The organism is Micromonospora sp. NPDC047557 (assembly GCF_043205095.1).
GTDB lineage: Bacteria > Actinomycetota > Actinomycetes > Mycobacteriales > Micromonosporaceae > Micromonospora.
Genome location: NZ_JBIDDK010000001.1, coordinates 1,261,430 through 1,286,681 on the forward strand (window position 1 = coordinate 1,261,430; position 25,252 = coordinate 1,286,681).

Annotated in this window: 27 protein-coding genes; 9 read left to right on the top strand and 18 right to left on the bottom strand. The window is 71.3% G+C overall.

Annotation, left to right across the window (positions count from 1 at the left end; all coding sequences use genetic code 11):
• Nucleotides 1-64 precede the first annotated feature (64 nt).
• Nucleotides 65-535 (top strand): hypothetical protein, encoded by a 471-nt coding sequence (locus tag ACGGAQ_RS05905; RefSeq protein WP_393044991.1) that lies wholly within the window; start codon nucleotides 65-67, stop codon nucleotides 533-535.
• A gap of 52 nt (nucleotides 536-587) precedes the next feature.
• Here ACGGAQ_RS05905 and ACGGAQ_RS05910 read toward each other — a convergent pair whose 3' ends face one another.
• Nucleotides 588-977: a hypothetical protein gene (locus tag ACGGAQ_RS05910; RefSeq protein ID WP_354853507.1), complete on the bottom strand. Its 390-nt coding sequence runs from the start codon at nucleotides 975-977 to the stop codon at nucleotides 588-590.
• A 155-nt stretch (nucleotides 978-1,132) separates the two neighbouring features.
• Between ACGGAQ_RS05910 and ACGGAQ_RS05915 the strand changes: the two genes are divergently transcribed.
• The gene (locus ACGGAQ_RS05915; protein WP_393044993.1) at nucleotides 1,133-2,476 is read left to right on the top strand and encodes an ABC transporter substrate-binding protein; all 1,344 of its coding nucleotides are present in this window, start codon (nucleotides 1,133-1,135) and stop codon (nucleotides 2,474-2,476) included.
• Between the two features lie 66 nt (nucleotides 2,477-2,542).
• On the opposite strand, the gene ACGGAQ_RS05920 is transcribed toward ACGGAQ_RS05915, so the two are convergent.
• Both ACGGAQ_RS05920 and ACGGAQ_RS05925 read right to left on the bottom strand, forming a co-directional pair.
• The gene (locus ACGGAQ_RS05920; protein ID WP_393044995.1) at nucleotides 2,543-3,286 is read right to left on the bottom strand and encodes an enoyl-CoA hydratase/isomerase family protein; all 744 of its coding nucleotides are present in this window, start codon (nucleotides 3,284-3,286) and stop codon (nucleotides 2,543-2,545) included.
• Entirely contained in the window at nucleotides 3,283-4,140 is an 858-nt protein-coding gene (locus tag ACGGAQ_RS05925) for a 3-hydroxyacyl-CoA dehydrogenase family protein (RefSeq protein WP_393044997.1), read from the bottom strand. Before ACGGAQ_RS05925 ends, ACGGAQ_RS05920 begins: the two co-directional genes overlap by 4 nt.
• Nucleotides 4,141-4,319: 179 nt before the next feature.
• Between ACGGAQ_RS05925 and ACGGAQ_RS05930 the strand changes: the two genes are divergently transcribed.
• Nucleotides 4,320-4,622, top strand: coding sequence for a hypothetical protein (locus ACGGAQ_RS05930; protein ID WP_393044999.1), 303 nt, complete (start codon nucleotides 4,320-4,322; stop codon nucleotides 4,620-4,622).
• A gap of 44 nt (nucleotides 4,623-4,666) precedes the next feature.
• On the opposite strand, the gene ACGGAQ_RS05935 is transcribed toward ACGGAQ_RS05930, so the two are convergent.
• The gene (locus ACGGAQ_RS05935; protein WP_393045001.1) at nucleotides 4,667-5,446 is read right to left on the bottom strand and encodes a class I SAM-dependent methyltransferase; all 780 of its coding nucleotides are present in this window, start codon (nucleotides 5,444-5,446) and stop codon (nucleotides 4,667-4,669) included.
• Between the two features lie 53 nt (nucleotides 5,447-5,499).
• Between ACGGAQ_RS05935 and ACGGAQ_RS05940 the strand changes: the two genes are divergently transcribed.
• Nucleotides 5,500-5,889, top strand: coding sequence for a PPOX class F420-dependent oxidoreductase (locus ACGGAQ_RS05940; RefSeq protein ID WP_393045003.1), 390 nt, complete (start codon nucleotides 5,500-5,502; stop codon nucleotides 5,887-5,889).
• A 66-nt stretch (nucleotides 5,890-5,955) separates the two neighbouring features.
• Here the strand turns inward: ACGGAQ_RS05940 and ACGGAQ_RS05945 are convergent, their stop codons facing one another.
• Both ACGGAQ_RS05945 and ACGGAQ_RS05950 read right to left on the bottom strand, forming a co-directional pair.
• Nucleotides 5,956-6,165, bottom strand: coding sequence for a BldC family transcriptional regulator (locus ACGGAQ_RS05945; protein WP_007073996.1), 210 nt, complete (start codon nucleotides 6,163-6,165; stop codon nucleotides 5,956-5,958).
• Nucleotides 6,166-6,415: 250 nt separating this feature from the next.
• Entirely contained in the window at nucleotides 6,416-7,255 is an 840-nt protein-coding gene (locus ACGGAQ_RS05950; protein WP_234583169.1) for a hypothetical protein, read from the bottom strand.
• 194 nt (nucleotides 7,256-7,449) lie between these two features.
• On the opposite strand from ACGGAQ_RS05950, the gene ACGGAQ_RS05955 reads away from it, so the two are divergent.
• On the top strand, nucleotides 7,450-8,532 hold the full coding sequence (locus ACGGAQ_RS05955) for a Glu/Leu/Phe/Val dehydrogenase (RefSeq protein WP_393045005.1): 1,083 nt from the start codon (nucleotides 7,450-7,452) through the stop codon (nucleotides 8,530-8,532).
• Nucleotides 8,533-8,838: 306 nt separating this feature from the next.
• The gene (locus tag ACGGAQ_RS05960; protein ID WP_393045007.1) at nucleotides 8,839-9,054 is read left to right on the top strand and encodes a DUF3073 domain-containing protein; all 216 of its coding nucleotides are present in this window, start codon (nucleotides 8,839-8,841) and stop codon (nucleotides 9,052-9,054) included.
• A 143-nt stretch (nucleotides 9,055-9,197) separates the two neighbouring features.
• Here ACGGAQ_RS05960 and amcA read toward each other — a convergent pair whose 3' ends face one another.
• From amcA to ACGGAQ_RS05985, 5 genes are all read right to left on the bottom strand, one after another.
• Nucleotides 9,198-9,434 carry a multiple cyclophane-containing RiPP AmcA gene (gene amcA / locus ACGGAQ_RS05965; protein WP_354853483.1) on the bottom strand — a complete coding sequence of 79 codons (237 nt, stop codon included), beginning with the start codon at nucleotides 9,432-9,434 and terminating at the stop codon, nucleotides 9,198-9,200.
• On the bottom strand, nucleotides 9,403-10,506 hold the full coding sequence (gene amcB, locus ACGGAQ_RS05970; RefSeq protein ID WP_393045696.1) for a cyclophane-forming radical SAM peptide maturase AmcB: 1,104 nt from the start codon (nucleotides 10,504-10,506) through the stop codon (nucleotides 9,403-9,405). The genes amcA and amcB overlap by 32 nt, the downstream gene beginning before the upstream one ends.
• Nucleotides 10,507-10,632: 126 nt before the next feature.
• Nucleotides 10,633-11,787 carry a phosphoribosylformylglycinamidine cyclo-ligase gene (gene purM, locus ACGGAQ_RS05975; protein WP_354853480.1) on the bottom strand — a complete coding sequence of 385 codons (1,155 nt, stop codon included), beginning with the start codon at nucleotides 11,785-11,787 and terminating at the stop codon, nucleotides 10,633-10,635.
• A gap of 61 nt (nucleotides 11,788-11,848) precedes the next feature.
• Nucleotides 11,849-13,387, bottom strand: a complete 1,539-nt coding sequence (gene purF, locus ACGGAQ_RS05980; RefSeq protein WP_393045010.1) for an amidophosphoribosyltransferase — start codon at nucleotides 13,385-13,387, stop codon at nucleotides 11,849-11,851.
• A 168-nt stretch (nucleotides 13,388-13,555) separates the two neighbouring features.
• A complete protein-coding gene (locus ACGGAQ_RS05985) occupies nucleotides 13,556-13,909 on the bottom strand; it encodes a sterol carrier family protein (RefSeq protein WP_393045012.1) in 354 nt (117 codons plus the stop codon).
• A 154-nt stretch (nucleotides 13,910-14,063) separates the two neighbouring features.
• Here ACGGAQ_RS05985 and ACGGAQ_RS05990 point away from each other — a divergent pair, with 154 nt between their 5' ends.
• Nucleotides 14,064-16,091, top strand: a complete 2,028-nt coding sequence (locus ACGGAQ_RS05990; RefSeq protein ID WP_393045014.1) for a hypothetical protein — start codon at nucleotides 14,064-14,066, stop codon at nucleotides 16,089-16,091.
• A gap of 226 nt (nucleotides 16,092-16,317) precedes the next feature.
• Here ACGGAQ_RS05990 and ACGGAQ_RS05995 read toward each other — a convergent pair whose 3' ends face one another.
• From ACGGAQ_RS05995 to purS, 4 genes are read right to left on the bottom strand one after another with little or no spacing between them, the layout of a single operon-like run.
• Nucleotides 16,318-17,073 (bottom strand): 2-phosphosulfolactate phosphatase, encoded by a 756-nt coding sequence (locus ACGGAQ_RS05995; RefSeq protein ID WP_393045698.1) that lies wholly within the window; start codon nucleotides 17,071-17,073, stop codon nucleotides 16,318-16,320.
• A gap of 4 nt (nucleotides 17,074-17,077) precedes the next feature.
• Nucleotides 17,078-19,732 carry a phosphoribosylformylglycinamidine synthase subunit PurL gene (purL, locus tag ACGGAQ_RS06000; RefSeq protein WP_393045016.1) on the bottom strand — a complete coding sequence of 885 codons (2,655 nt, stop codon included), beginning with the start codon at nucleotides 19,730-19,732 and terminating at the stop codon, nucleotides 17,078-17,080.
• Between the two features lie 46 nt (nucleotides 19,733-19,778).
• Complete coding sequence (gene purQ, locus ACGGAQ_RS06005) at nucleotides 19,779-20,462, bottom strand: phosphoribosylformylglycinamidine synthase subunit PurQ (RefSeq protein WP_393045018.1); 684 nt, start codon at nucleotides 20,460-20,462, stop codon at nucleotides 19,779-19,781.
• A complete protein-coding gene (gene purS / locus ACGGAQ_RS06010) occupies nucleotides 20,459-20,722 on the bottom strand; it encodes a phosphoribosylformylglycinamidine synthase subunit PurS (protein ID WP_007454310.1) in 264 nt (87 codons plus the stop codon). Before purS ends, purQ begins: the two co-directional genes overlap by 4 nt.
• Nucleotides 20,723-21,078: 356 nt before the next feature.
• Between purS and ACGGAQ_RS06015 the strand changes: the two genes are divergently transcribed.
• Together ACGGAQ_RS06015 and ACGGAQ_RS06020 are read left to right on the top strand one after the other, a co-directional pair.
• Nucleotides 21,079-21,762, top strand: a complete 684-nt coding sequence (locus ACGGAQ_RS06015; protein WP_393045020.1) for a S1 family peptidase — start codon at nucleotides 21,079-21,081, stop codon at nucleotides 21,760-21,762.
• Between the two features lie 23 nt (nucleotides 21,763-21,785).
• Entirely contained in the window at nucleotides 21,786-22,349 is a 564-nt protein-coding gene (locus ACGGAQ_RS06020; protein WP_393045022.1) for a YbjQ family protein, read from the top strand.
• Nucleotides 22,350-22,368: 19 nt separating this feature from the next.
• Here ACGGAQ_RS06020 and purB read toward each other — a convergent pair whose 3' ends face one another.
• The 3 genes from purB to ACGGAQ_RS06035 all read right to left on the bottom strand — a co-directional run bounded on the left by purB (nucleotide 22,369) and on the right by ACGGAQ_RS06035 (nucleotide 25,194).
• Nucleotides 22,369-23,793, bottom strand: a complete 1,425-nt coding sequence (purB, locus tag ACGGAQ_RS06025) for an adenylosuccinate lyase (RefSeq protein ID WP_393045024.1) — start codon at nucleotides 23,791-23,793, stop codon at nucleotides 22,369-22,371.
• A gap of 119 nt (nucleotides 23,794-23,912) precedes the next feature.
• Entirely contained in the window at nucleotides 23,913-24,641 is a 729-nt protein-coding gene (locus tag ACGGAQ_RS06030; RefSeq protein WP_393045026.1) for a GntR family transcriptional regulator, read from the bottom strand.
• Nucleotides 24,642-24,651: 10 nt separating this feature from the next.
• Complete coding sequence (locus ACGGAQ_RS06035) at nucleotides 24,652-25,194, bottom strand: UTRA domain-containing protein (protein WP_393045028.1); 543 nt, start codon at nucleotides 25,192-25,194, stop codon at nucleotides 24,652-24,654.
• Nucleotides 25,195-25,252 lie beyond the last annotated feature (58 nt).

Consider the following 25,252-nt stretch of genomic DNA (forward strand, 5'->3'; position numbering starts at 1 on the left):
TCATCGTCACGATCAGCTCGACCGTCCTATACGGACGGTCAATTAACTGTTTCCGGAGGCACGCATGTCATCCCCGACCGCCCGCCTGCTCGCCGTCGCCACGGCCGCCGCCCTGCTCGCTACCGGCGCACCCGCCCAGGCCGCCCAGGCCGCTCAGGCCGCCGCACCGGCCGCTCAGGCAGCCGACTCCACCGACGTCACCTCGGGGCCGAACCTCTTCGCCCCGCTCGCCACGTGTTACGGCGGGGCGGTTCGCTCGTTCTTCCAGACCGGCGGCTACGGCGGCCAGGCCGGCCCGTACCGCACCACAACCCGGTGCCGCGACATCAACGTGCGCAACGCCAGCGCGTACGGCACCGACGCCTGCGTGATCTTCATCGACAAGACCGGCAACTGCAACTACTGGACCTACCTGCCGGCCAACTCCGGCTGGGTCACCGTGGCGACCAACGTCCGGGACGGGGTCAACTTCCGGGTCCGCTTCGAGAGCGTCCGCTACGAGTACGAGCCGCTGGTCGCGTACCACGCCTTCTGAGCGGCCCGTGCGGGCGCGGCGTCCGACGGGAGCCGCGCCCCGCAAGGCGTGGTCAGCCGGCGCGGCTGCGCAGGGTGGCGACAGTCGAGCCGGCGAGCGTGAGCAGGCAGTCGGAGAGCAGCCCGTCGGCCGCGGCCGCACCGAACAGGGCCTCCCCGGTCGGCACGTCCCGGTTGGCGTACGCGCTCACGAACCGAGCCACCCAGCGGGTGTCGTAGTCCGCCTGCTCGATGCCCGGGAAGTCCAGCGCGCATCCGGTGCTCGGCGCGGCGTCACCGACCATCGTCGCCGCCAGGCACCAGGCGACCCCGTACGCGCCGGGCAGGCCGGCCCGGTCGACGACGGCGTCGAACGCACCTGTCACCGCTTCCCCATCGCCGGCCAGCGCCGAGCGGAGCACGGCGGTCGCGTCGTCGAACGTCTGCTGTGGTAGGTCCGTCACCCAGCGCACAGTAGGACGGAGGGTCAAGGCCTGCCATTTCCGTCACTCTGCGTGTTCGACGCGAGCGACCTGCGCATTTCGCCACCTCCACGGTCCCGCCGCCGGGCCGGGCACGCTAATGTGCGCAGCGGACCTTCGCCGGAGGAAGGACGACCATGCTCGTATCACGCCGCTCGCGGGTAGCCACACTGGCTGCCTGCGCGACGATCCTGCTCGCCACAAGCGCTTGCGGGGATGACAAGGCCGAGGAGGGAAGCGCCCAACAGGTGCGCCTCTACGGCACGGACGGCAACATGCTCAACTCCTACCCAGCGGAGTTGAAGAATCGCGCCGATCTCGTCGACGGGATGAAGGGCACCACGCCGCTCACCCCACTGCCCGACGACTTCAAGAGTCGGCTACGGTCCGTCAATCCGGCGCTGACGGACTACCTCTACGCCGCCGAGACGTACGACGCTGTCGTGATCGGTGTGCTCGCCGCCCAACTGGCTGGCAGCACCGACCCGGCCGCCATCGCCAAGCAGATCGTCGGCGTGACCAACAACGGTCAGCGCTGCGAGGACCCGGCCAGTTGTCTCGCGCTGGCCCGGGCCGGGCAGGACATCGAGTACCGCAGCGTCTCGCTGACCCGCGCGGGCTTCACCGACAAGGGTGAGCCGGCCACCGCGAGCTACGCCACGCTGACCTTCGACGGCCAGCAGATCAACGACGGCAAGACCGAGTTCGTCGGCGCGGGCGCCGAGTCGGCGGCGAGCACCAAGACCCCGCCGAAGGCGAAGAAGGCGCGCCCCGGTGACGCCGACGACCAGCAGCCGCTGATCGTGGGCGGCCTGCTGCCGAAGACCGGCGACCTGGCGATCGCCTACCCGCCGATGGCGGCCGGCGCGGCGCTGGCGATCCGGGAGATCAACGCCGCGGGCGGCGCGCTGGGCAAGCCGGTGACGTGGAAGGACGGCGACGACGGCACCAGCACGACGGTGGCCAAGGCGACCGTCGCCAAGCATGTGGCCGACGGGGTCAGCATCATCATCGGCGCCGGCGCCTCGGGTATTTCCCGGGAGGTGCTGCCGGACGTCGTCCGGGCCGGCAAGATTCTCTTCTCGCCGTCCAACACCGACTCCAGCCTGACCGACGTCGAGGACAAGGGCCTCTACTTCCGCACCGCCCCGCCGGACAGCCTGCAGGGTCGGGCGCTGGCCGACGTGATCCTCCGCGACGGGTCGCAGAAGATCGTCATCGTCGCCCGCAAGGACTCCTACGGTGAGGGCCTCCAGGCCACCGTCCGTGACGAGCTGGAGAAGGCCGGCATCGCCGGCGACCGGCTCAAGCTGCTCACGTACGACCCGCCGGCCGACGCCTCGGCGGCACCGCTGGACTTCACCGGCGGCGCGAAGGAGATCAAGGAATTCGGCGCGGACGCCGTCCTCATCATCGGCTTCGGTGAGTCGGCCCAGGTGATCCGGGCCCTCGCCGACACCGGGGTGCAGATCCGGCACTGAGCACCACCGCGGACCGCGACGGCCGCACCGGCTTCGGAGCCGGTGCGGCCGTCCTTTGTTTACGCGTCAGCGGGCTCGGCGGCGCTCCAGGAACTCGGTCATGCGGCGGTGCTTCTCCTCGTCCTCGAAGAGCACCGCCTGGCTGACCAGGTCGAGATGCGGATGTGCGGCGGCGGGTGCGTCCACCGCCAGCTTGGTGAGCCGCAACGCCAGCGGGGAGCCCTGCGCCATCTCGTCGAGCAGCCCGTGCGCCACCGTCAGCAGCTCGCCGGGCTCGTCCACCACCCGGTTCACCAGACCGATGCGCAGCGCCTCGGCGGCGTCCACCCGCCGGCCGGTGAACAGCAACTCCTTGGCCCGGCCCTCGCCGATGAGGGCCGGCAGTCGGTGGGTCGCGCCCGCGCCGGCCAGAATGCCCAACCGCACCTCCGGCTGGCCGAAGACCGCCCGCGCCGTGCACACCCGCAGATCGCAGGCGTACGCCAGCTCCGCGCCACCGCCCAACGCCGGGCCGTCGACGGCGGCCACGCTCGGCATCGGCAGCGCCCTGATCCGGGCGAAGGCCGCCGAGTTGATCGCGGCCAGCGCGTCCGTGCGGCCTCGTTCGCGGAGCTGACCGATGTCGGCGCCACCGGCGAAGATGCCCTCCGCGCCACCGGTCAACAGCAGCAGTCGGGGGTGCGCCTCCAGCTCGGCGCAGACCTGGTGCAGCTCGGCGATCAGGTCGGCGTCGATGGCGTTGCGCTTCTCCGGCCGGGCCAGCGTCACCACGAGCCGATCCGGCCGCTCCTCGATCCGCAGACCGCTCATTGCTTGACGCCACCTTCCCAGTGGTAGAAGCCGTGCCCGGACTTCTTGCCCAGCCGGCCGGCGGCCACCATCTCCACCAGCAGCGCCGGCGGCGCGAAGCGCTCCCCGTACGCGGCCTGGAGGGTGCGGGCGATGTCCAGCCGCACGTCCAGGCCGACCAGGTCGGTGAGTTCCAGCGGCCCGATCGGGTGCCGGTAGCCGAGCACCATCGCCTTGTCGATGTCGGCCGGGCTGGCCACCCCGTCGGCGACCATCCGGATCGCCTCCAGCCCCAGGGTGACCCCGAGCCGGGAGGTGGCGAAGCCGGGCAGGTCGCGTACGACGACGGGGTCCTTGCCGAGCCGGCCGGCGAGCGCGACGGCCGCCGCGGTGGTCTCCTCGGCGGTCGCCGGGCCGACCACGATCTCCAGCAGCGCCATCGCCCAGACCGGGTTGAAGAAGTGCAGGCCGAGGAAGCGCTCGGACGCGTCCAGCCCTGCGGCCAACTCGCCGATGGCGATGCTCGACGTGTTGCTCGCGAGCAGGGCCGGGCTCAGGGCGGCCGCGTCCCGCAGCACCGTCCGCTTGAGGTCGAGCCGCTCCGGCACCGCCTCTACGAGCACTCCGGGAGCGGGGGCGACCTCGGCGAGGCTCGGGCGCAGCGTCACTCGCTCCCGGTTCGCGGCGGCCTCGTCGGCGGTCAGCTTGCCGCGCTGCACCGCCCGCTCCCACAGGTCGGCGAGCCGGGTCAGCGCGGTCGCGCCCCGGGCCGGGTCCACCTCGACCAGCTCGACGGCGTGCCCGGCTCCGGCCGCCACGTACGCGATGCCGAGCCCCATCGTGCCCGCACCGACGACCACGAAACGATCGTTCATCACGCCTCCCTGTCCGCCCCGGTGGCGCGCGGGGTCCCCGCCACGCCGGCCCGGGTGCTCGGCCCGCTCCGCTCGCTCATGGTGCGACCCTAGACAGCACGACGAACCCGCCCAGGCTTGGGGGAGCGCGCGATCGGGTACGTACGGCCTGTCAACCCAAAGGGAAGGACCGCATCGAGATGAGCCAGGCACCGGAGAGCGTCACCACCGGGGAGAGCACCAACTCCGAGACCGTGGAGACCCGGGGCGACGAGCGGGTCGACCTGCTGCGCGCCGACACCAACAACGATGGCAAGACCGACGTGTGGGTGGTGGACACCGACGGCGACGGCAAGGCGGACCTGTTCCAGTTCGACACCGACGGTGACGGCAAGGTGGACATCACCATGGTCGACATCGACGAGGACGGCACCCCCGACGAGGTGGTCGACGGCGATGGCGGCCTCCCGCCCGAGCAACTGCCCCCGACCATCCAGGTCTGATCTGCCGAAAAAGGGGGGCCCTCCGCCGAGGGCCCCCCTTCCGGTCAGCCGGCGAGGCGCAGGGTGGCCAGGTAGTAGGGGGCGTCGCGGTCGTCCACATCGGTCAGCTGCCAGTCGCTGCCGTGCACCAGCTCGGCGAACTCGTCCGGCGAGCAGACCAGATAGTCGAACCACTCGGTGCCCAGCTCCCGGTAGCGCAGCCGTAGTCGCAGCTGGCCACCGAGCCGGCCCCGGCGGCGGTTGCGCTCGTGATAGCCGGTGTGCAGCGGGTCGCGGGTGCCGTACGGGTTGGTGCCGTGCGCGATGATCTGCGCCCCCGGTCGGGCCAGCGCGGCGAGCGCGGCCAGGAACACTGGCGCCCGCTCCCGCCCCTCGAACAGCCCGAGGTTGTTGCCGAGCAGCAGGAACGTGTCGTACCGCTGGCCGTCGGCGACGTGCGTGTCCACCGTGCCGTGCACCAGCCGCCGTACGCCGCGACGCCCGCTGACCGCGAGCGCGCCCGCCGACGTGTCCAGCCCGGTGACCGGGACGCCACGCTCCTGGAGCAGCAGCGCGATCCGGCCGGCCCCGGTGCCGACGTCCAGCGTCTCGCCCCGGGCCCGGTCGACGGCCCGGTGGTCGTACGGCTGCCAGTCGGCGGGCCCGTCGAGGTAGTGCGCGGCCGGAGCGCCGTTGATCAGGCCGTCGTCCCGTTCGATGATCTCGATGACCGGCCGGGGCAGCCGCCCGCCGACCATGGGCCGGGGCCCGACCCCGGTGGCCACGGCGAGCGCGTCCCGCAGCAGTTCACCGACCACGTCACCGATTTGAGGCTCCCCCGTCACGCCGTTCACGCTATCTGGCCGCTCAGTGGCCCGCAGCGGCCTATCCTGGCGGCGTGACCACGCTGGACCGGCTGTCGGCCGAGAAGTATCTCCTGCTCACGACCTTCCGCAAGGACGGTCGGGCGGTGCCGACCCCGGTCTGGGCGGTCCGCGACGGAGACGCGTTGGCCGTCTGGACCCGGGCCGACTCGGGGAAGGTGAAGCGGATCCGGCACAACGGCGAGGTGACCGTGGCCCCGTGCGACGTGCGGGGCCGGCCGCACGGTGCGGAGGTGGCCGCCCACGCGACCCTCTACGGTGGCCGCGACACGGGCCGAATCCGCGACCTGCTCAAGCACAAGTACCGGCTGATCGGCCGCCTCAGCCTGCTCGGCAGCCGGCTGCGCCGCGGCGAGGGCGGCACGGTCGGCATCCGGGTCACGCTGAACGAGGGACAACGCTGAGGGCGGGCACGGCAAAGGGCGGCGGATCGAGATCCGCCGCCCTTTGTCGGAAAAACTCGTACCGGCTCAGTCGCCCTGCCGCTGCTGCGGGATCTGACCCTGCAGTAGCGCCCTGACCTCCGACTCGCGGTATCGACGGTGGCCACCCAGGGTGCGAATGGCACTGAGCTTGCCCGCCTTCGCCCACCGGGTCACCGTCTTCGGGTCGACACGGAACATCGACGCCACCTCGGCCGGTGTGAGTAGCGGCTCTGGTTCGTGCGTTCGCGATGCCATCGGTCACTCCTCCACATGTATAGACATCGGCCGGGGTCCCGCCGGCCGACGCGTCTCCCATGGTCCGGCTAGTCCCCGATGTCCGACATGGGCCGAACGGATGAAGGTCCCTAGACGGACGGATGAACCATGCCCGATTTTTACGACTTTTACACGGCAGAAACTACCTTATTCGGACTCATGATCACGGTTCGTGATGCGTCAACTACGAGCGCGCCTCGCCTTGGGAGCGCTTCTAGGGCGAAATGCCTTAGTTGCACCGCTCCAGCAGCTGCACGGCACGCCACCGGGCCACCAGCTTGTCGTACGCGGCGGACGCCTCCTCGGCCTCGCCGCGCGACAGCCCGGCCAGGCCACCGGCAACCAGCTCCGGCGAGTCGTCCGCGGCGAGGGTCTCGTCGGAGAGCAGGGCGACCAGGCCGCCGTAGTCCAGCTCCACCACCGAGCGCGGGTGGAACTCCTCCAGCCAGCGGGCTGCCTCCTCCACCGCCTCGGTGATCGGCGCCTCGCCCACCGACTTACGCAGCACCGACAGCGCCCGCGACGATCGGCGACGGGCCTTGGAGATCTCCGTCCGGTAGCGCAGCGCCCGCCGGCCCGGTTCGGTGACCAGGTCCCGTTCCGCCGGGTCGAAGAGCACGAACCACCGCAGCGGCACGCCCCAGGTGGCGATCTGCTCGTGCACCCGGGGCACACCGTGCTCCAGCACCCGGGCGCCGCTGCGCCAGTCGTCGACGACCGCCCTGGCCTGCCCGGCGAGCACCGGCGGCACGAAGGCGTCGGCGAGCACCGAGGGCACCCCGTCCCGGGCGTTGAGCGCCGCCTCGGCGACCCGGATGCGCAGGTTCCAGGGGCAGACCAGCAGGCCGTCGTCCGTCTCCAGGACGTACGCCTCCTCGGGCAGGTCGGGCAGCCGGGTCCAGCCCGCGCCCAGCGCCTCGATCACCGCCGTCCGCTGGCGGCCGGGACCCTCGACCGGGGCGACCGCTCGCCCTTCCGAGACGTAGCGGCGCCAGTAGCTCTGCCGGTCCCGGTCGAAGGCGGTCAGCGGCTCGTACACGCGCAGGTAAGAAGCGAAGAGCGACGGCACCGCGCGATCCTCCCATGAACCGCACCCGTACGGGCCCAGCGGCCGGACCACGCGCGCCGCAACGTGAGATGACGCCGGCACGTCGGGCGGCCGCGCGGCGGCCGATACTAGGCTCGATCGCACCGGCAGCATCCCCGCCGGGGTCCACCAGGTCCGCGTCCCACAAGGAACGCACACCACCGTAGGAGCCAGTCATGGGCGTATTCGCGAGCACCGACGACCCGGTATCGACAGGTCACGAACAGGTCGTCTTCTGCCAGGACAAACAGAGCGGCCTCAAGGCGATCATCGGGATCTACTCCACCGCGCTGGGGCCCGCGCTCGGCGGCACCCGCTTCTACCCCTACGACAGCGAGGACGAGGCGCTCGCCGACGTGCTCGACCTGTCCCGCGGGATGGCGTACAAGAACGCTCTCGCCGGGCTGGACCTGGGCGGCGGCAAGGCCGTCATCTGGGGCGACCCGGAGCAGGTCAAGAGCGAGGCGCTGCTGCGCGCGTACGGCCGCTTCGTGGAGTCGCTGGCCGGCCGCTACTACACCGCCTGCGACGTCGGCACCTACGTCGCCGACATGGACATCATCGCCCGCGAGACCCGGTACGTGACCGGCCGCAGCGTCGAGCACGGCGGCGCCGGCGACTCCTCGATCCTGACCGCGTGGGGTGTCTTCCAGGGGATGCGGGCCGCCGCCGAGCACGTCTGGGGCACGCCGAGCCTGCGTGGCCGGCGCGTCGGCGTGGCGGGCCTCGGCAAGGTCGGCAAGTACCTGACCGGGCACCTGCTGGAGGACGGCGCGGAGGTGGTCGCCACCGACGTCAACCCGAAGGCCCTGGCCTGGGTGCGCGCGAACCACCCGCAGGTCACCCTGGTGGACGATGCCACCGCGCTGGTCGCGGCGGACATCGACGTGTACGCCCCGTGCGCGCTGGGCGGCGCGCTGAACGACGACACGGTGCCGGCGCTGCGAGCGAAGGTGGTGACCGGAGCGGCGAACAACCAGCTCGCGCACCCGGGCATCGAGAAGCTGCTGGCCGACCGGGGCATCCTCTACACCCCGGACTACGTGGTCAACGCCGGCGGCGTGATCCAGGTGGCCGACGAGATCGAGGGCTTCAACTTCGAGCGGGCGAAGCTGCGGGCCACCCGGATCTACGACACCACCCGCGAGATCCTGCACCTGGCGGACGCCGAGGGCGTGCCGCCGGCGGTCGCCGCGGACCGGTTGGCCGAGCGGCGGATGGCCGAGGTCGGTCGGCTGCGCACGATCCACCTGCGCTGATCATCCCGGAGGCGGAGGCGGATCGACCGAGATCCGCCTCCGGGCCTCCCGCGCCGGTCCGACTCGGTAAGCTGAGGCCGAGTCAAGTTTGGCGTGTTTTGTCCGGTGTCACGGGTGCTCTTCGTTCCGCTCCTTACCAGGTACACTGGGTGACGGCCGGATCGCCGCGACGCGCAGAGCCGGCTGGCGGTAACCCGAGGTGCCGAACGATGGCATCCCCATGTACCGTAAGAGCCACGAGAGATGCCTGACGTCATCGGGGCCCGCCTTCGGGCTGCCCCGCATTCTGTGCGAGGGGGTCGAGCCATGGGGCGCGGCCGTGCTAAGGCCAAGCAGACGAAGGTGGCCCGGGAGTTGAAGTACCACTCCCCGAACACCGACCTCACCGCCTTGCAGCGCGAACTGGCGGGTGCTGGTAAGTCTGAGCACCACTTCGACGACGACTCAAAAGAGTTCGTCGACGACGATGATGAGAATCACGCGGACGACGACCCGGATCCCTGGGTCCGACCGCCCCGCTGACCTCTCGACGCAGCTGAGCACGCGGTGACCCCCGCGTGCTCACGCATGTGCCCATCGGGAGCGAGACCGGTGCCGATCATCAGGGGCCTGCCCTGGCCGGAGGTCACTCCGACCGGCCGACAGGCCCCTGATCACGGTCGGCCTCAGCGCGGGCGGTTGTTCCAGTTGTAGAAGGTCGGGATGTTCTCGAAGTGGTTCCAGGCGCAGACCGCGCTGACGCCGTCTCCGCCCGACACCTCCGCCCGCAGCCGCCGCGCGTCCTCGGCCTCCTGAAGCAGCGCGACGAGCCCGGGGGCGGCCTCCCGCACCCGCTTGGTCACTCCGTCCGGGGCGTCGTCCGCTTCGCGCTCAGGCCGCCGGTGACTGGTGGTCTCGGGCATGCTCCAACACTCCCTCCAATAGGCGGATCTTGCTGTTGCGGCAGTGCTCGGTCTCCGTACCGTCAAAACGCCCCAGCTCGAAGTAACGGTTGGCGGCATGACCGCCGCCACAGAAGCCGAAGTACGGGCACGACGCCCGGCACGCCTCCACGCCCGCCAGGAACTCGCCCACCCAGGGCGTCGACGCCGCGTCCGTCAGGATCCGGGCCAGCGGGGTGGCCAGCACGTTCCCGCTGCTGAAGTCGCCGTAGTGCGGATCGGTGAACCCGGCCAGCTCCGGGGAGAGCACGGTCACCGAGCCGTCGTGCCCGATGGTCGGGATCGGGTCCAGCCGACGGGGCAACACTCCGTCCGCCGCGCCGTCGAGCACCGCCGCCGCGTACCGCAGCGACCACTCGACCTCGCGAAGGTGGATCCGGGGCTCCTTGCGCCAGGCCGACACCAACTCGGCCCAGAACGCCGTCACCGCCGCCGCGTCGTGGCTGTTGCCGCGGGTGTTGACTCCCTCGGTCTCCTCGATGTTGATGCCCAGCACGTCGCAGCCCAGCCCGAGGAAGTAGTCGTACAACTCGGCGGCGAGCCCCGGCGCCGGCCGGGACACCACGGCCAGCGCGGAGAAGGGCAGCCCGTGTCGGCGCAGCGCCGCCACACCGCGCAGGATCCGGTCGTACGCCGGCTGACCGCCACGGTTGACCCGGTCGCCATTGCGTTCGGCGGGCCCGTCCACGCTCACGCTCACCCGCACCTCGTGCCGGGCGAAGAAGGCGCACCACTCGTCGTCGATCAGCGTGGCGTTCGTCTGCACGTGGTGCTCGACCTCGGGCCCGAAGGGCGCGATCAGGTCGGCCAGGTGCTCCCGACCGGCGGCCAGCGGCTCGCCGCCGTGCCACACGACGGAGAAGCGACCGGCCGCCGCCCACGGGTTGACCGCCGCTGCCACCGCCTCGGCCACCGGCACCGACATCCGCCGGTCAGCGGCCCGAAACGGCAGGTAGCAGTACGCACAGTCGAGGTTGCAGAGGGTCGTCGGCTGCATGACGACGTATGACGGGACCGCGGCCAGACCGCGCATCCCGCTGAACGACAGTCCCCCCGCAGCCATCACCCTCCCCCGCCTAGCCTGAGCCCTTCAGGCTAGGCGGCATTGGCCACTCGGGTGAAGCCCTGATCAGGTGCCCGTACGATCACCGGAGCGTGATCATCCGCGAGTGTGCTGACCGACCATCTGCACGTTGCCGGTGCCCTCGATGATCTCGCCGGCCTGCCACGCCTCGACCCCACGGCCGGTCAGGGTGGCCAGCGCACGGTCGGCGTCCTCGGCCGAGACGATCGCGAACATGCCGACGCCCATGTTGAAGGTCGACTCCATGTCGTGGTCGTCGATCCGGCCCTTCGACTGGATCAGGTCGAAGATCGGCTGCGGCTTCCAGGTGGACCTGTTGACCACCGCGTCGACGTGCTCCGGCAGCACCCGGACCAGGTTGCCGGGGATGCCGCCGCCGGTGATGTGGGACAGCGCCCGCACGTCGGCCTCGGCGATCAGCTTGAGGCAGTCCTTGGCGTAGATCTTGGTCGGGGTGAGCAGCTCCTCGCCCAGGGTCCGCTGCCGACCGAAGTCGTCGATCACGATGTCCAGACGCATCCGGGCCGCGCCCAGCAGCACGTGCCGGACCAGGGAGTAGCCGTTGGAGTGCAGGCCGGAGGAGCGCATGGCGATCACCACGTCGCCCACCTCGACCCGCTCGGGGCTGAGGATGTCGGCTTCCTCGACCACGCCCACGCCGGTGGCGGAGATGTCGTACTCGTCCGGGCGCAGCACACCGGGGTGCTCAGCGGTCTCCCCGCCCAGCAGCGCGCAGCCCGCGTACCGGCAGCCGTCGGCGATGCCCGCGCCGATCTCGGCCACCTTGTCCGGAACGACCTCGCCGGTGGCGATGTAGTCGAGCAGGAACAGCGGCTCGGCGCCACAGGCCACCAGGTCGTCGACGACCATCGCCACCAGGTCGATGCCGACCGTGTCGTGGATGTCCATCTGCTGGGCGATCACCAACTTGGTGCCCACACCGTCGGTCGAGGACGCCAGGATCGGGCTCTTGTACTTCTTCGTGTCCAGACGGAACAGGCCGGCGAAGCCGCCGAGGTCACCCAGCACCTCGGGGCGACGGGTCTGGCGCACCTTCGACTTGAGCAGCTCCACCGCGCGGTCACCCGCGTCGATGGAGACCCCGGCGTCGGCGTACGAGACCGAGCGTTTACGGGCCTGACGGCCAGCACCGCCCGTCCACGGCTGGTGGTCGCCGCCAGCGCCGGTCGGGCTGCTTCCTGCGCCGCTGCGCTCGGACACGTGCGTCACGGTTCTCCCCTTTGTGGTTCTCGGTGCCGCGCCGGCGGTGGCCGGGCCGCGCCGGTTGGTGCTACGGGCGGTTTGCGGTCACGCCACCAGGAGTGGCGACGAGCGGGCCGAAGCTGTCCGGGGCTTCCGGCGTCGCGTTGGCGACCCGGCGGCCCACCCCTTCGAGGACGTGCTTACCGATCAGGTTGCCGGCCGGCAGCTCGATCGGGTACTCCCCATCGAAACACGCCCGACACAGCCGGGTCTTCGGCTGCTCGGTCGCGGCGATCAGGCCAGGAAGCGAGACGTAACCCAGCGTGTCGGCGCCGATGGAACGCCGGATGCCGTCGTTGTCCAACCCGTTGGCCAGCAGCTCCGCCCGAGTGGCGAAGTCGATGCCGTAGAAGCACGGCCAGCTGACCGGCGGGGAGGAGATCCGGACGTGCACCTCCAGCGCCCCCGCCTCGCGCAGCATCCGCACGATGGCCCGCTGCGTGTTGCCGCGCACGATCGAGTCGTCCACGACCACCAGCCGCTTGCCGCGGACGTTCTGCCGCAGGGGGTTGAGCTTGAGCCGGATGCCCAGCTGGCGCAGGGTCTGCGACGGCTGGATGAAGGTGCGGCCCACGTACGGGTTCTTCATCAGGCCCGCGCCGTAGGTGATGCCGGACGCCTCCGCGTAACCGATCGCGGCCGGCGTGCCGGACTCGGGCACCGGGATGACCAGATCGGCCTCCACCGGGTGCTCCTTGGCCAGCTGACGGCCGATCTGCACCCGCGCCGCGTGCACGTTGCGCCCGGCGATGGTGGCGTCCGGGCGGGCGATGTAGACGTACTCGAAGAGGCAGCCCTTCGGCTCCGGCGACGCGAACCGGGTGGAGCGCAGCCCCTCCTCGTCGATCGCGATCAGCTCACCGGGCTCGACCTCGCGCACCACGCTGGCGCCGACGATGTCCAGCGCGGCGGTCTCGCTCGCCACCACCCAGCCACGCTCCAGCCGGCCGAGCACCAGCGGGCGCACGCCGTGCGGGTCGCGGGCCGCGTACAGCGTCGACTCGTCCATGAAGACGAAGCTGAACGCCCCGCGCAGCTGCGGCAGCACCTCGAGGGCGGCCGCCTCGACCGACAGGTCCGGGTGGCTGGCCAGCAGCATGGTCACCAGCGAGGTGTCGTTGGTCGAGCCGTCCGCGGCCAGGCCGCGCTCGGCGACCTCCTTCTCCAGCTCGGCGGTGTTGACCAGGTTGCCGTTGTGGGCCAGCGCGATGGTCGTGCCGGAACTGGTCGACCGGATGGTCGGCTGGGCGTTCTCCCAGTTGGAGGCGCCGGTCGTGGAGTAACGGGCGTGGCCGATCGCCAGGTGGCCGCGCAGGCTGGCCAGGGTGGGCTCGTCGAAGACCTGGGCCACCAGGCCGAGATCCTTGTAGACCACCACGCCCGAGCCATCGCTCACCGCGATGCCTGCGGCCTCCTGGCCACGGTGCTGCAGGGCGTAGAGGCCGAAGTACGTCAGATTGGCGACCTCTTCACCGGGGGCCCAGACACCGAAGACGCCGCAGGCGTCCTGGGGGCCGGGTCGTTGGGGGTCAAGGTCGTGGCTCAGCCGGCCGTCGCCTCGGGGCACTACCGCTCCCTCATGCTGGTCTGGACCGGCCTGGCGGGGATCACGGTGCGGATCCACACTCCTCGGCCGGGACCACTGTCGTCGCCTGACAGTGTACGCGAGTCGCCGTCAATACAGATAGTCACGATTTCCCTGCCGAGAGTCACGATCACTCGGACATTCGCGCAGCTAGAGGGGCAGGTACGCCGAGAGGTCCGCCCGGATGCCACTCACCTGAACGCGACCATCGGTGACCGCTTCTGCCCAGGCGATCCGGCCGGTGGCCAGCTCCAACCAGGTCTGCGGCGACATCTCGACCACGTTCGGCGGGGTTCCCCTGGTGTGTCGAGGACCGGGAACGCACTGGATCGCACCGTATGGTGGGACGCGCACCTCCACCGATCGGCCGGGGGCGCGCTCCGCGAGGACGGCCAACAAGGACCGGACCGCCTCCCGGAGTACCGGCCGTTCGGGCGTACGACCCTCGTCAAGCGCCGACAAAGCCGCCGCGACGGCGGCGGACTTACTGTGCGGAGTGGACACGACGGGACGATACGACGCACAGGTGAAGCACTCGACGCTGGCCCTGGGTCGCGCCGATCCAGTCAGACAAGGCATAGTGGCCGACGGCGTATTCGTACCGTGATGATCCCCGGCCCGGCGCCCCGCCGGTCAAGGGAAGTCAGCCCGGAAGGCGGTGGACGTGTCAACACACCGACGTGCCTGGAAGCAGCGGGCCGGTGTGGTCGTAGCGCTGGTTGCCGGCGCTCTGCTCGCCGTCCCCGCCACACCAGCCCTGGCCGCTCCTAAGGTCACAAACGTCTCAGCCTCCCCAGGCACCGTCCAAGCGGGCGGCGAGACGACAGTGAGCTACACGCTCAGCTTCGACGACCCGGTAGTTCCCACCGATGTCACCGTCAGCTCCGACAACCCCAAGCTTCAGTGCATCGAGGGTTGTTCGCAGGGGAACGTGACCGAGGCCAAGACCTACACGGCCAAGTTCAAGTTGGCGGACGACGCTTCGAACGGGTCCGCCCGCATCACCGTCAGGGCCAGTGCTGGGCTTGGGAACGGACAGGGGTCGACCACGGTCAACCTCACGGCCAAGGCTGCGCCGCCGCCGACGCCGCAGCAGACGCAGACCGTGAAGTCGGTGTCCGGCAAGGTGGTCAAGAAGGCCGACAACACCGCGGTGCCGAATGCCTTCATCGTCCTGCAGGACAGCGCCGGTCACCGCTACGACGCCCTGAGCGACGGCAGCGGCAACTTCCGCTTCACCGGAAGCACCTCCGCTCCGATCGCTCCCGGGCGTATCGACCTCGGTGCGTCCTCCGACAACATCAAGGCGTTCAAGAACTTCACCGCGAGTGCCGGGCAGTCCATCACCGGCCAGCGGATCAGCCTGGAGATCAAGGTCGAGGTGACGCCCAGCGCCACGCCGTCCACCACCGCCGAGGCCCTCCCCACCGAGGAGGCGACCGAGGAGGGTGGCGAGGAGCAGCCGTCCGAGGCGGCCAGCCCGGGCGCCCCGGCGAACGCCGCCAACGAGGACGACGGCGGCGGCTTCGGGTCGTACCTGATCATCCTGCTCGGCGGCCTGCTGGTCGCGGCCGGCGTCGGCACGATCGTGCTGCTCTGGATGAAGCGCCGCGAGAACGGCGACGACGATGACGAGCCGGCGACCGCTGGGGCGGCCGGCGCCGTGCCGGCGGCTCGGGGCGCCTTCAACGGGACTGACGACCAGACCCGGGTGGTCAACCGCGCCGGTGGCGGTCCCGACCCGACAATGGTCGGCGGCGCGGCGCTGAGCGAGGCGCCGACGATGATGCACCGCCCGGTGGTCGACGACGTCCCGCCGGACCCGTACGGAGCGCCAGCGCAGCCCTACGGCGCGGCGGGCCAGCAGGGCTGGGGTGGCACCGGCTACGGCGACGAGCCCGCCCCGGGCGGCTACGGCGCTGGTGGCTACGGCAACGCGCCGTCCTCGGGCGGCGGCTACGGCACGGCGGCAACGCCGGAGGGCGGCTACGGCGCCGGCCCGGCGGGGGACCCCTACGGCGCCGCACCCGGCTCGGGCGCGGGCTACGGCGGCGCGGCCGCCCCGGGTGGCGGCTACGGCAGCGCGCCTTCCTCCGGCGGCGGCTACGGCAGCCGTGACTACACCGCCCCAGCCGGTGGCGCGGGCTACCCGCCCGCTCCGGCCGGCGGGGCGGGCTACGGCGAGCGTTTCGACGAGCCGACCGGCCGCTACACCGGTGACAGCACCCAGTACCCGGCTCCGGCCGACCCGTACGCCACCGGCGTCTACCAGCCGGAGCAGGCTCCGGGCTACGGCCAGCCCGATCCGACGGCCCCGTACGGCGGCGGTCGCGCGGCGGAGCCGGCTGGCGGCTACGGCCAGCAGACCAACGCGTACGACCAGGGCGGCTACGGCCAGCAGCAGGCCGGCGGGTACGACCAGGGCGGCTACGGCCAGGAAGCCCCGCAGCAACGCGGCGGCTACGACGACCGCGGCTACGACCAGGCCGGCTACGGCCAGCAGCAGCAGGGCGGCGGGTACGACCAGGGCGGCTACGGCCAGGAAGCCCCGCAGCAACGCGGCGGCTACGACGACCGGGGCTACGACCAGGCCGGTTACGGTCAGCAGCAGGGTGGCCGGGCCCGGCCGGACGGGCCGCCGCCCACCGAGCGGGGCGGCCGACGCCTCGACTGGCTGGACGACTGACCAGCACCACGGCACCGCAGCACGGCAGAACGGCCGCCCGGATCTCCGGGCGGCCGTTCCGTTGCGGGCGCTGGTCGCCCGGTCCTCCGGCCGATCAACTCGTCTTCCAGGAAGGCGGGCTGTCCGCCGTACCTCGACACACCGACTTCCCGGAAACCGAGTTGATCACCCCCGGCACACCCGACGGATGTGGGCGCGGCGTGAGCGGGCCGCCGACCCGCGACGGTCAGGCGGCGGAGAACACGCCCTGGCGCAGGACCGGTACGACGTCCGACACGCCCACCCGGACCGCGATGTCGACGTCGGCGCCGAAGCCGCTCTCGGTCAACTCCCGACCGGACACACTGCCGCGCACCGCGGCGGGCACGTCCGGAGTGCTGGCCAGCGCCGCGAGCGCCATGGCCGCCTCCACGGAGAGGCCACCCGGCACACCGGACAGGGCGTCCAGCACGCTCGCCGCGCCGAGCTGGTCCTCGACCGACGGGCGTAGTGACCCGTCCGGCCACCGCTCACCCGAGGCGACGACGCCGATGGGGGCGTCCGTCGTGCCGTACCCCTGGCGGCGCAGCCAACGCCCGACGGCGCGGGCGTTGCGCAGGCACGCCGCGACCACCGGCAGCCCGGTGGCGCTGGCGGCCGCGCTGATCGCGGAGCCGTTCGGTGAGGGCAGCACCAGGTCCGCCACGACGGGCGCGGCGCTCAGCGCGGCGGGTGAGAGCGACCACGGATGGTCGGCTGTCACCCGGCGACGGCCCACGGCCGCGACCGCGCCGACCCGCACCGCGTACTCGGCGGCCTGCTCGCCCCACGGGAACGGGTGCACCCGCATGCCCCGGGCGACCGCCACCTCGACGGCGGTGGTGAACGAGAGGACGTCCACCACCACCAGCGCTGCGCAGACGCGGCCGAGTTCGGCCGCCCCGGTCAGGCCCCAGTCGAAGCGGGCACCCGACCCGGGCTGGCCGTAGACGGCCGCCGTCAACGCCTCAGCGCTCGTCAGGCGACGGCTCGGCGGCACCGCGGTCAGACTCGGACGATTCGCCCGGCTGCTCCGACCCGACCGGGTCGACGGCTCCGGTCTGCGGGGACGGACCGGCCGAGGCGATCGGCTCGGAGAGCACCTCCGACGCGTCCACCGGCTCGGCCGGGGCACCCGGCAGCGGCACGGCCTCGACCGCGCCCGCCACGCCGGCGGCCGGCGCGGGCACGTCGACGGCCGCAGCGCCGCCGAAGAGGCGCGGCAGCGTCTCGGTGTGCGCGGCGCGCAGCTCGTCCAGACCGATCCGGAACTGGCCGTGCACCTCCAGCGCGCCGCCGGTCGGGTCGGTGACGCCGATCAGCTCGAACGGCACACCCCGCTCGGCGCAGAGCGCGGCGAACGCCTTGTCGTGGCCACGCGGCACCGACACCAGCGCCCGCGTGGCGGACTCGCTGAACAGGTAGACGAAGGGCATCGACCCCTCGGCGAACTGCTCCGGCACGGCGATCCGTGCGCCGACGCCACGCCGCAGGCAGGACTCGACCAGGCTCTGCGCGAGGCCACCGTCGGACAGGTCGTGCGCGGAGGCCAGGTGACCGACGCGGGCCGCCTCGGCCAGCAGGTCGGCCAGCGCCTTCTCGCGAAGCAGGTCGACCTGCGGCGGGATGCCGCCGAGGTGCTCGTGCGTCACCCAGGCCCACTCCGAGCCGGACAGCTCCACGTTCGTCTCACCGAGCAGGTAGAGCTGGTCGTGGTCGCCGCCGGGACGCGGGACGAAGCCCATCGGCACCCGGTCGGCCACGTTGTCCAGCACACCCAGCACACCGACCACCGGGGTCGGGTGGATGGCCGCCGCGCCGGTCTGGTTGTAGAAGCTGACGTTGCCGCCGGTCACCGGGATGCCCAGCTCCAGGCAGCCGTCCGCCAGGCCGCGCACGGCCTCGGCGAACTGCCACATCACGCCCGGGTCCTCCGGCGAGCCGAAGTTGAGGCAGTTGGTGACGGCGATCGGCTTCGCGCCGGTCACCGCCACGTTCCGGTACGCCTCGGCCAGGGCCAGCTTGGTGCCGTTGTACGGGTCGAGCCGGGCGTACCGGCCGTTGCCGTCGACCGACAGCGCCACGCCGAGCCCGGTCCGCTCGTCGATCCGGATCACGCCGCCGTCCTCCGGCTGCGCGAGCACGGTGTTGCCCAGCACGTAGCGGTCGTACTGCTCGGTGACCCAGGTCTTGTCGGCCAGGTTGGGCGAGGCGATCATGCGCAGCAGGGTCTCGCGCAGCGCCTCCGGGTCGGCCGGGCGGGGCAGCGTCTCGGCGCGGTCGGCCTGAAGCAGGATCAGGTCGGCCGGCTCCCGCATCGGCCGGGCGTACACCGGGCCGTCGTCGACAAGCGAACCCGGCGGCACGTCGACGACCAGGTGGTCCTGCCAGGTGATCAGCAGTCGGCCGGGGCGGCCGTCCGGCTCCGGGGCGGTGACCTCGCCGATCGCGGTGGCGAGCACGCCCCACTTCTCGGCGGTCTTGAGCACCGCGTCGAGCTTGTCCGGCTCGACGACCAGCAGCATCCGCTCCTGCGACTCGCTGGCCAGGATCTCGTGCGGGTCCATCGAGGGCTCGCGCAGCGGCACCCGCTCCAGCCAGACCCGCATGCCGGTGCCGGCCGCCGCGGCGGTCTCGGTGAGCGCGCAGGTCAGGCCGGCGCCACCGAGGTCCTGGATACCGACGACCAGCTGACCGTCGTACAGCTCCAGGCACGCCTCGATCAGCAGCTTCTCGGTGAACGGGTCGCCGACCTGCACGGCCGGGCGACGGGCCTCGCTGCCCTCGTCGAAGGTGGCGCTGGCCAGCACCGACACGCCGCCGATGCCGTCCCGGCCGGTCTTGGCGCCCATCAGCACCACGACGTTGCCGGGGCCCGCGGCGGCCTTGTTCTGCAGCCGGTCGACCGGCAGGACGCCCAGGCAGAGCGCGTTGAGCAGCGGGTTGCCCTGGTAGGACGGGTCGAAGACCAGCTCGCCGCCGATGTTGGGCAGGCCGAGGCAGTTGCCGTAGCCGCCGACGCCGGCGACCACGCCGGTGAGCACCCGGGCGGTGTCCGGGTGGTCCGCGGCACCGAAGCGCAGCGGGTCCATCACGGCGATCGGGCGGGCGCCCATGGCGAGGATGTCCCGGACGATGCCGCCGACGCCGGTCGCCGCGCCCTGGTACGGCTCGACGAAGCTCGGGTGGTTGTGCGACTCGACCTTGAAGGTCACCGCCAGCTCGTCGGAGACCTGCACCACGCCGGCGTTCTCGCCGATGCCGGCGAGCAGCCGGTCGCTGTGCGGGGCCTTCTCACCGAACTGGCGCAGGTGCACCTTGCTCGACTTGTAGGAGCAGTGCTCGCTCCACATGATCGAGTACATCGCCAACTCGGACTGGGTGGGTCGACGGCCGAGGATCTGCCGGATCCGGTCGTACTCGTCGTCGCGCAGACCCAGCTCGGTGTACGGCTGCAACTCGCCCGGCGTGCCACCGGCGCGCGGCACGGTGTCCACGCCGTCGGTCCAGTCGGCGGTCGCCGGCTGAGACAAAGCGGCGGGCTGCGCCAGCGGCTCGGTCGGCTGCGCCGGGGCGGAGTACGCCTCCGGAGTGTCCCGTACCGGGTCCGGATGGGTGGTCATGACCTCTCCTCGCTGCGCTCGTGCCCGCCTGACCGACTCCTCGCGTTCACGCGGGCGCCCCCACCAGGTGCTTGAGGACCGAGGTGAAGAAGCCCAGGCCGTCCAGCGAGGGGCCGGTGAGCGCCTCCACCGCGTGTTCGGGGTGCGGCATGATGCCGACAACGTTGCCGGCGGAGTTCGTAATGGCCGCGATGTCGCGCAGCGACCCGTTGGGGTTGCCGCCGACGTAGCGCGCGACGACCCGCCCCTCGGCTTCGAGCTGGTCCAGCGTCGCGGTGTCGGCGACGTAGCAGCCCTCGCCGTTCTTCACCGGGATGAGGATCTCCTGGCCGGGCTGGAACGCGTTGGTCCACGCGGTGCCGGCCGACTCGATGCGCAGGACCTGATCCCGGTTACGGAAGTGCAGGTGCTGGTTGCGGGTGAGCGCGCCGGGCAGCAGGTGCGCCTCGCAGAGGATCTGGAAGCCGTTGCAGATGCCGAGCACCGGCAGGCCACCCTGGGCGGCGTCCACGATCGTCTCCATCACCGGGGCGAACCGGGCGATGGCCCCGCAGCGCAGGTAGTCGCCGTAGGAGAAGCCGCCGGGCAGCACGACCGCGTCCACGCCGTGCAGATCCTCATCGCCGTGCCAGAGCCGGACCGGCTCGGCGCCGGCGATCCGGACGGCGCGGGCCGCGTCCCCGTCGTCGAGCGAGCCAGGGAAGGTGACCACACCGACCCGGGCGGTCACGAGCGGGCGTCCGCGGTCTCGTCGGTCTCGACCAGGCGGACGGTGAAGTCCTCGATGACCGGGTTGGCGAGCAGCTTGTCGGCGATCTCCCGGGCCCGGTCCAGGTCCGGTTCACCGGTGAAGTCGATCTCGATGCGCCGGCCGATCCGCACTGAGGCGACGTCGCTGACGCCGAGCCGGGGCAGCGCGTTTGCGACGGCCTGGCCCTGCGGATCGAGGATCTCGGGCTTGAGCATGACGTCGACGACGACGCGAGGCACTGGGCACTCCTGACTGTGTACGCAGTTGGGTGCCGACCCACAACGGGCGAGCGCAGCCAGCGTACCTGGCAGATACCGTCGCGGACGCACCGGCCGGGCGCAGTTCAGGCAGTGATCCACATAACCGGCGGCGGGGGCGGCCGGCGGGGCGGGACAGGCGGCCCCAGCAGGGCATATACGGCGCGCTGGGTAGCCGAATCGTTACATTCGTTGATCTCGATAAGCTTCTTGAAAACGATGCTCGTCGGCCCTACAGTACATCGACATGGCTCGATGCCAGCGGCGGCGGGGATCTCTCGCTGTCGCCACCGGGCACCCGGCGACCCCGGGCCCCAGCCCCTCCAAGGAGTCCACCGATGCGCGTTCGTCCCCTGCTCGCCCTGATCAGCACCGCGCTGGTCGGCGCCCTCGCCGCCGCGTCCGGCGCGTCCGCCGCCCCGGCCGGCCCCCAACCCATCATCGGCGGCGGCACCGTGTCGTCCGCCCCCTGGGCCGCCGCCGTGCTGAGCAACGGCTCGTTCACCTGCTCGGGCAGCGTGATCGCCGCGCAGTGGGTGCTCACCGCCCGACACTGCATCAGCGGCACGATGTCGGTCCGGGTCGGCAGCGTCTACCGCGCCTCGGGCGGGGTCACCCGTACCGTCAGCGCCACCTACACCCGTAACGACCTGGCCCTCATGCGGCTCTCCAGCACCGTCAGCACCTCGGCGGTGTCCCTGGCCAGCAGCAACCCGCCCATCGGCTCGACCAACTCGATCTACGGGTGGGGCATGACCTGCTACAGCGGGTGCGACGCCTCCAGCCAACTCAAGACCGCCACCGTCCAGGTGACCAGCAACAACGCCACCGACGCGTACGGCGGGCAGGCGATCCGCAGCACCCGGATCAACGGCAACGCCTGGCGGGGCGACTCGGGCGGGCCGCAGTTCTACAACGGCCAGCAGGTCGGTGTGGCCTCCACCGCCGACGGGTCGAGCATCCAGAACTACGGCAGTGTCGCGTACAACCGGGCCTGGATCACCTCGGTGGCCGGTGTCTGACCGTTAGCGCCCGCGCGGCGCGGATGGTCGGCGGCGTGCCGACCGTCCGCGCCGCGTCGTTTTGCAGCATCCGATCAGGTGACCACGGCACCCGATCGGGTCGCGCAACTCCTGACAGCATCGGAACCGTGCTGGTCGTGACGACAGAGCAACTGCCCGGCTACGAGATCCGCCAGATTCTCGGTGAGGTGGTGTCATCGATGGCCAGGACGCGCAACCCGTACCGCGAGGGTGTCAAGAATCTGCGCGGTGGCGCGTACGACCCGATGGCGCCGGACAACCTGACCCGCTGGCGTACGGACTCGGTGACCCGCCTCGGCGAGGAGGCCCTGCGGCTCGGCGCGAACGCGGTGATCGGCATGCGCTTCGACAGCCGGGACTGCGGTGAGATGTGGATGGAGATCTGCGCGTACGGCACGGCGGTCATCGCCGTACCCACGATGCCCCAGGTCATGCCGGCCGACCAGCCGGCGGTGGCAGCGGAGACCGCCACCGACCCGGCCTTCGCCGAGTCTCTCGGCGGCATCGCCGAACCCGCGAGCGGCCCCAACCTACGAACAGCCGCAGAAACCCCCACCGGCGAATAACGCCCGCCCCGGCGGGGGGTCAGAGGATGGGGGGTGGGGTGTAGGTTGCGGCTTCCGGGTGGGTTTCTACCACCTTGGTGATGCGGCGGGTTACCGCTTCCACCTGGGTCTTCGCCGCTCCGACGAAGGCGGTGCGGTCGGCGACCAGGGTGTCGATGTCGGCGCGGGACAGGCCCAGGCGGCCGTCGGCGGCCAGGCGGTCGAACAGGTCGTTCTCCGGGGCGCCCTTCTCGCGCATGGCCAGCGCCACGGCGACCGCGTGCTCCTTGATCACCTCGTGCGCGACCTCCCGGCCGACGCCGCGCCGGACCGCCGCCACCAGGATCTTGGTGGTCGCCAGGAAGGGCAGGAACCGCTCCAACTCCCGGTTGATCACCGCCGGGTACGCGCCGAACTCGTCGAGCACGGTCAGGAAGGTCTGGAACAGCCCGTCGGCGGCGAAGAACGCGTCCGGCAGAGCCACCCGGCGGACCACCGAGCAGGACACGTCCCCCTCGTTCCACTGGTCACCGGCCAGCTCGCCGACCATCGACAGGTAACCCCGGATGATCACCGCGAAGCCGTTCACCCGCTCCGACGAACGGGTGTTCATCTTGTGCGGCATCGCGCTGGAGCCGACCTGACCCGGCTTGAAGCCCTCGGTCACCAGCTCCTGACCGACCATCAGCCGGATCGTGGTGGCCAGCGAGGACGGCGCGGCGGCGGTCTGCGCCAGCGCCGACAGCACGTCGAAGTCCAACGAGCGCGGGTAGACCTGCCCGACGCTGTCCAGCACCCGCGCGAAGCCCAGGTGCTCGGCGACCCGTCGCTCCAGCTCGGCGACCTTGTCGGCGTCACCGTCGAAGAGGTCGAGCTGGTCGGCGGCCGTGCCGACCGGCCCCTTGATGCCGCGCAGCGGGTAACGGCCGATCAGGTCCTCCAGCCGCTCGTACGCGATCAGCAGCTCCTCCGCCGCCGACGCGAAGCGCTTGCCCAGCGTGGTGGCCTGCGCGGCCACGTTGTGCGAGCGGCCGGTCATGACCAGCTCGGAGTGCTCGTACGCCAGCCAGGCCAACCGGGCCAGGGTGGCCACCACCCGGTCGCGAATCAGCTCCAACGAGGCCCGCACCTGGAGCTGCTCGACGTTCTCGGTGAGATCCCGGGAGGTCATCCCCTTGTGCACGTGCTCGTGCCCGGCGAGCGCGCTGAACTCCTCGATGCGGGCCTTGACGTCGTGCCGGGTGACCCGCTCCCGCTCCGCGATCGAGGCGAGGTCGACCTGGTCGAGCACCCGCTCGTACGCCTCGACCACGCCGTCCGGGACGGGCACGCCGAGGTCGCGCTGGGCACGGAGCACGGCGAGCCAGAGCCGCCGCTCCATCCGGACCTTCTCCTCGGGCGACCAGAGGGCGACCAACTCGGGTGAGGCGTACCGGTTGGCGAGCACGTTCGGGATCGTCGTCACGTACCTCATTGTCCGTCACCCGCCCGAGCCAGCCGGGACCGGGCCGGCTCGGGAGCGAGTCCGCGCGCCCCAGGTCAGGGCAGCTCGTAGATGATCACCGGTCCCCAGGCCCGCGCGGGCTATCCGCTCTCCGGCTGGATCTCCTGGTGGTATCTCAACTCGTGCAGATGACCGCCCTTGATCAGGACTGACACCTCGACCGGATGCCCGTGCACCGAGCGGATCACCCGAAACTGACGGATCACCGGCACCTGCGGCGGCAGCGCCAAGATCTCCAACTCTTGGGTGGTCGGCATGCGGACGGAGAGTCGGTCGACGAGGTCTCGCTGAGGGTGCCCCAGATCGGCCAAGGCTCGGGGGACGCCACCAACGAGCTTTTGACGCGACGAGATAGCAGTACCTCGGGCGATCGAGACCGGATAGTACGACCACGACAGCTCCACTGGCTCGCCGTCGTACGAGAGCAGGCGATGGCGGAGGATGGCGGGCTCCTTGTCGGCGACACCGAGTGCCAGCGCCACATCGGCGGGCGGCTGAACCTCGGCCACGTCGAGCAGTTGGTAGGTGTACCCGCCACGTGCGGGCGGAACATAGGCCTCGACCGCCATGACCAACGGTTGGCGGTCCCGTACGTAGACGCCCTTGCCCACCCGACTGTGGAGGTACCCCTCCTCCTTGAGCGCGGCCAGGGCCCGCTGCACGGTTGCGTTCGCAACGGAGTACTGGTTGATCAACTGCGCTGTCGACGGCAACTGCGACCCGGACGGCAGCTCACCAGACATGATGCGCGCTCGAATGTCGGCAGCGACCTGCTCATGCCGAGGCCGATCATCGCTCCTGCGAGCCAAGACGGCCTCCCTATGCGATCGACGATTCGTACCGAAGGCGTCGGCCTCCGGGAGTCATGCTCATGACGCTCAGCTCGACCGGCAAACCGTCATCGGTACTGAGCACGCGAGTCAGCCCGAGCACCCAATCGTCCTCACGTAGTTGGAGTAACGACCTTTCCACCTCGGTCGCCCTCCGCGTGTAGACGTCCTCGCTCACCCGTCGTGGCCGGTATCCCAACTCAGCCAGGAGAGTGACTGCCCCGCCACGAATTTTGCGAAACTCTGCAAGGCCGGTGTCGCGAGCGATGGTCGCCGGATAAAGGGAGGTGGTCAACTCCACCGGCTGTCCATCCAGCAACATCATTCGACGGCGTTGGATCACCGGCGCACCGGTGTCCAGGTGCAGCGCGGCGGCCAACTCCGCCGCCGGAACGATCTCGCCGACGTCGAGCAGACGCTGCGTGCCCACACCGCCGTTCTGCGCGGCCTCCGTTCTCCAGGCATCGGACTCGCCGGGCGCTCTCGGAGTCACGTAGGGAGTGGAGACGCTGATCCATTCGAGGTCACTCAAGATCCGCTCCTTCGCCTCGCTCAAGCCATCCCTCTCGGACTCACACTAGATCCCGGAG

What these genes read in the sequence shown, in the direction of transcription:
- ACGGAQ_RS05920 (WP_393044995.1), bottom strand. Translation starts at nt 3,286, where the DNA reads ATGAGCGGTCTGCGGATCGAGGAGCGGCCGGATCGGCTCGTGGTGACG.
- ACGGAQ_RS06020 (WP_393045022.1), top strand. Translation starts at nt 21,786, where the DNA reads ATGGTCGGCGGCGTGCCGACCGTCCGCGCCGCGTCGTTTTGCAGCATC.
- ACGGAQ_RS05960 (WP_393045007.1), top strand. Translation starts at nt 8,839, where the DNA reads ATGGGGCGCGGCCGTGCTAAGGCCAAGCAGACGAAGGTGGCCCGGGAG.
- ACGGAQ_RS05905 (WP_393044991.1), top strand. Translation starts at nt 65, where the DNA reads ATGTCATCCCCGACCGCCCGCCTGCTCGCCGTCGCCACGGCCGCCGCC.
- ACGGAQ_RS06015 (WP_393045020.1), top strand. Translation starts at nt 21,079, where the DNA reads ATGCGCGTTCGTCCCCTGCTCGCCCTGATCAGCACCGCGCTGGTCGGC.
- ACGGAQ_RS05915 (WP_393044993.1), top strand. Translation starts at nt 1,133, where the DNA reads ATGCTCGTATCACGCCGCTCGCGGGTAGCCACACTGGCTGCCTGCGCG.
- ACGGAQ_RS05955 (WP_393045005.1), top strand. Translation starts at nt 7,450, where the DNA reads ATGGGCGTATTCGCGAGCACCGACGACCCGGTATCGACAGGTCACGAA.
- amcB (WP_393045696.1), bottom strand. Translation starts at nt 10,506, where the DNA reads ATGCGCGGTCTGGCCGCGGTCCCGTCATACGTCGTCATGCAGCCGACG.
- purL (WP_393045016.1), bottom strand. Translation starts at nt 19,732, where the DNA reads ATGACCACCCATCCGGACCCGGTACGGGACACTCCGGAGGCGTACTCC.
- amcA (WP_354853483.1), bottom strand. Translation starts at nt 9,434, where the DNA reads ATGCCCGAGACCACCAGTCACCGGCGGCCTGAGCGCGAAGCGGACGAC.
- ACGGAQ_RS05925 (WP_393044997.1), bottom strand. Translation starts at nt 4,140, where the DNA reads ATGAACGATCGTTTCGTGGTCGTCGGTGCGGGCACGATGGGGCTCGGC.
- ACGGAQ_RS05945 (WP_007073996.1), bottom strand. Translation starts at nt 6,165, where the DNA reads ATGGCATCGCGAACGCACGAACCAGAGCCGCTACTCACACCGGCCGAG.
- ACGGAQ_RS05930 (WP_393044999.1), top strand. Translation starts at nt 4,320, where the DNA reads ATGAGCCAGGCACCGGAGAGCGTCACCACCGGGGAGAGCACCAACTCC.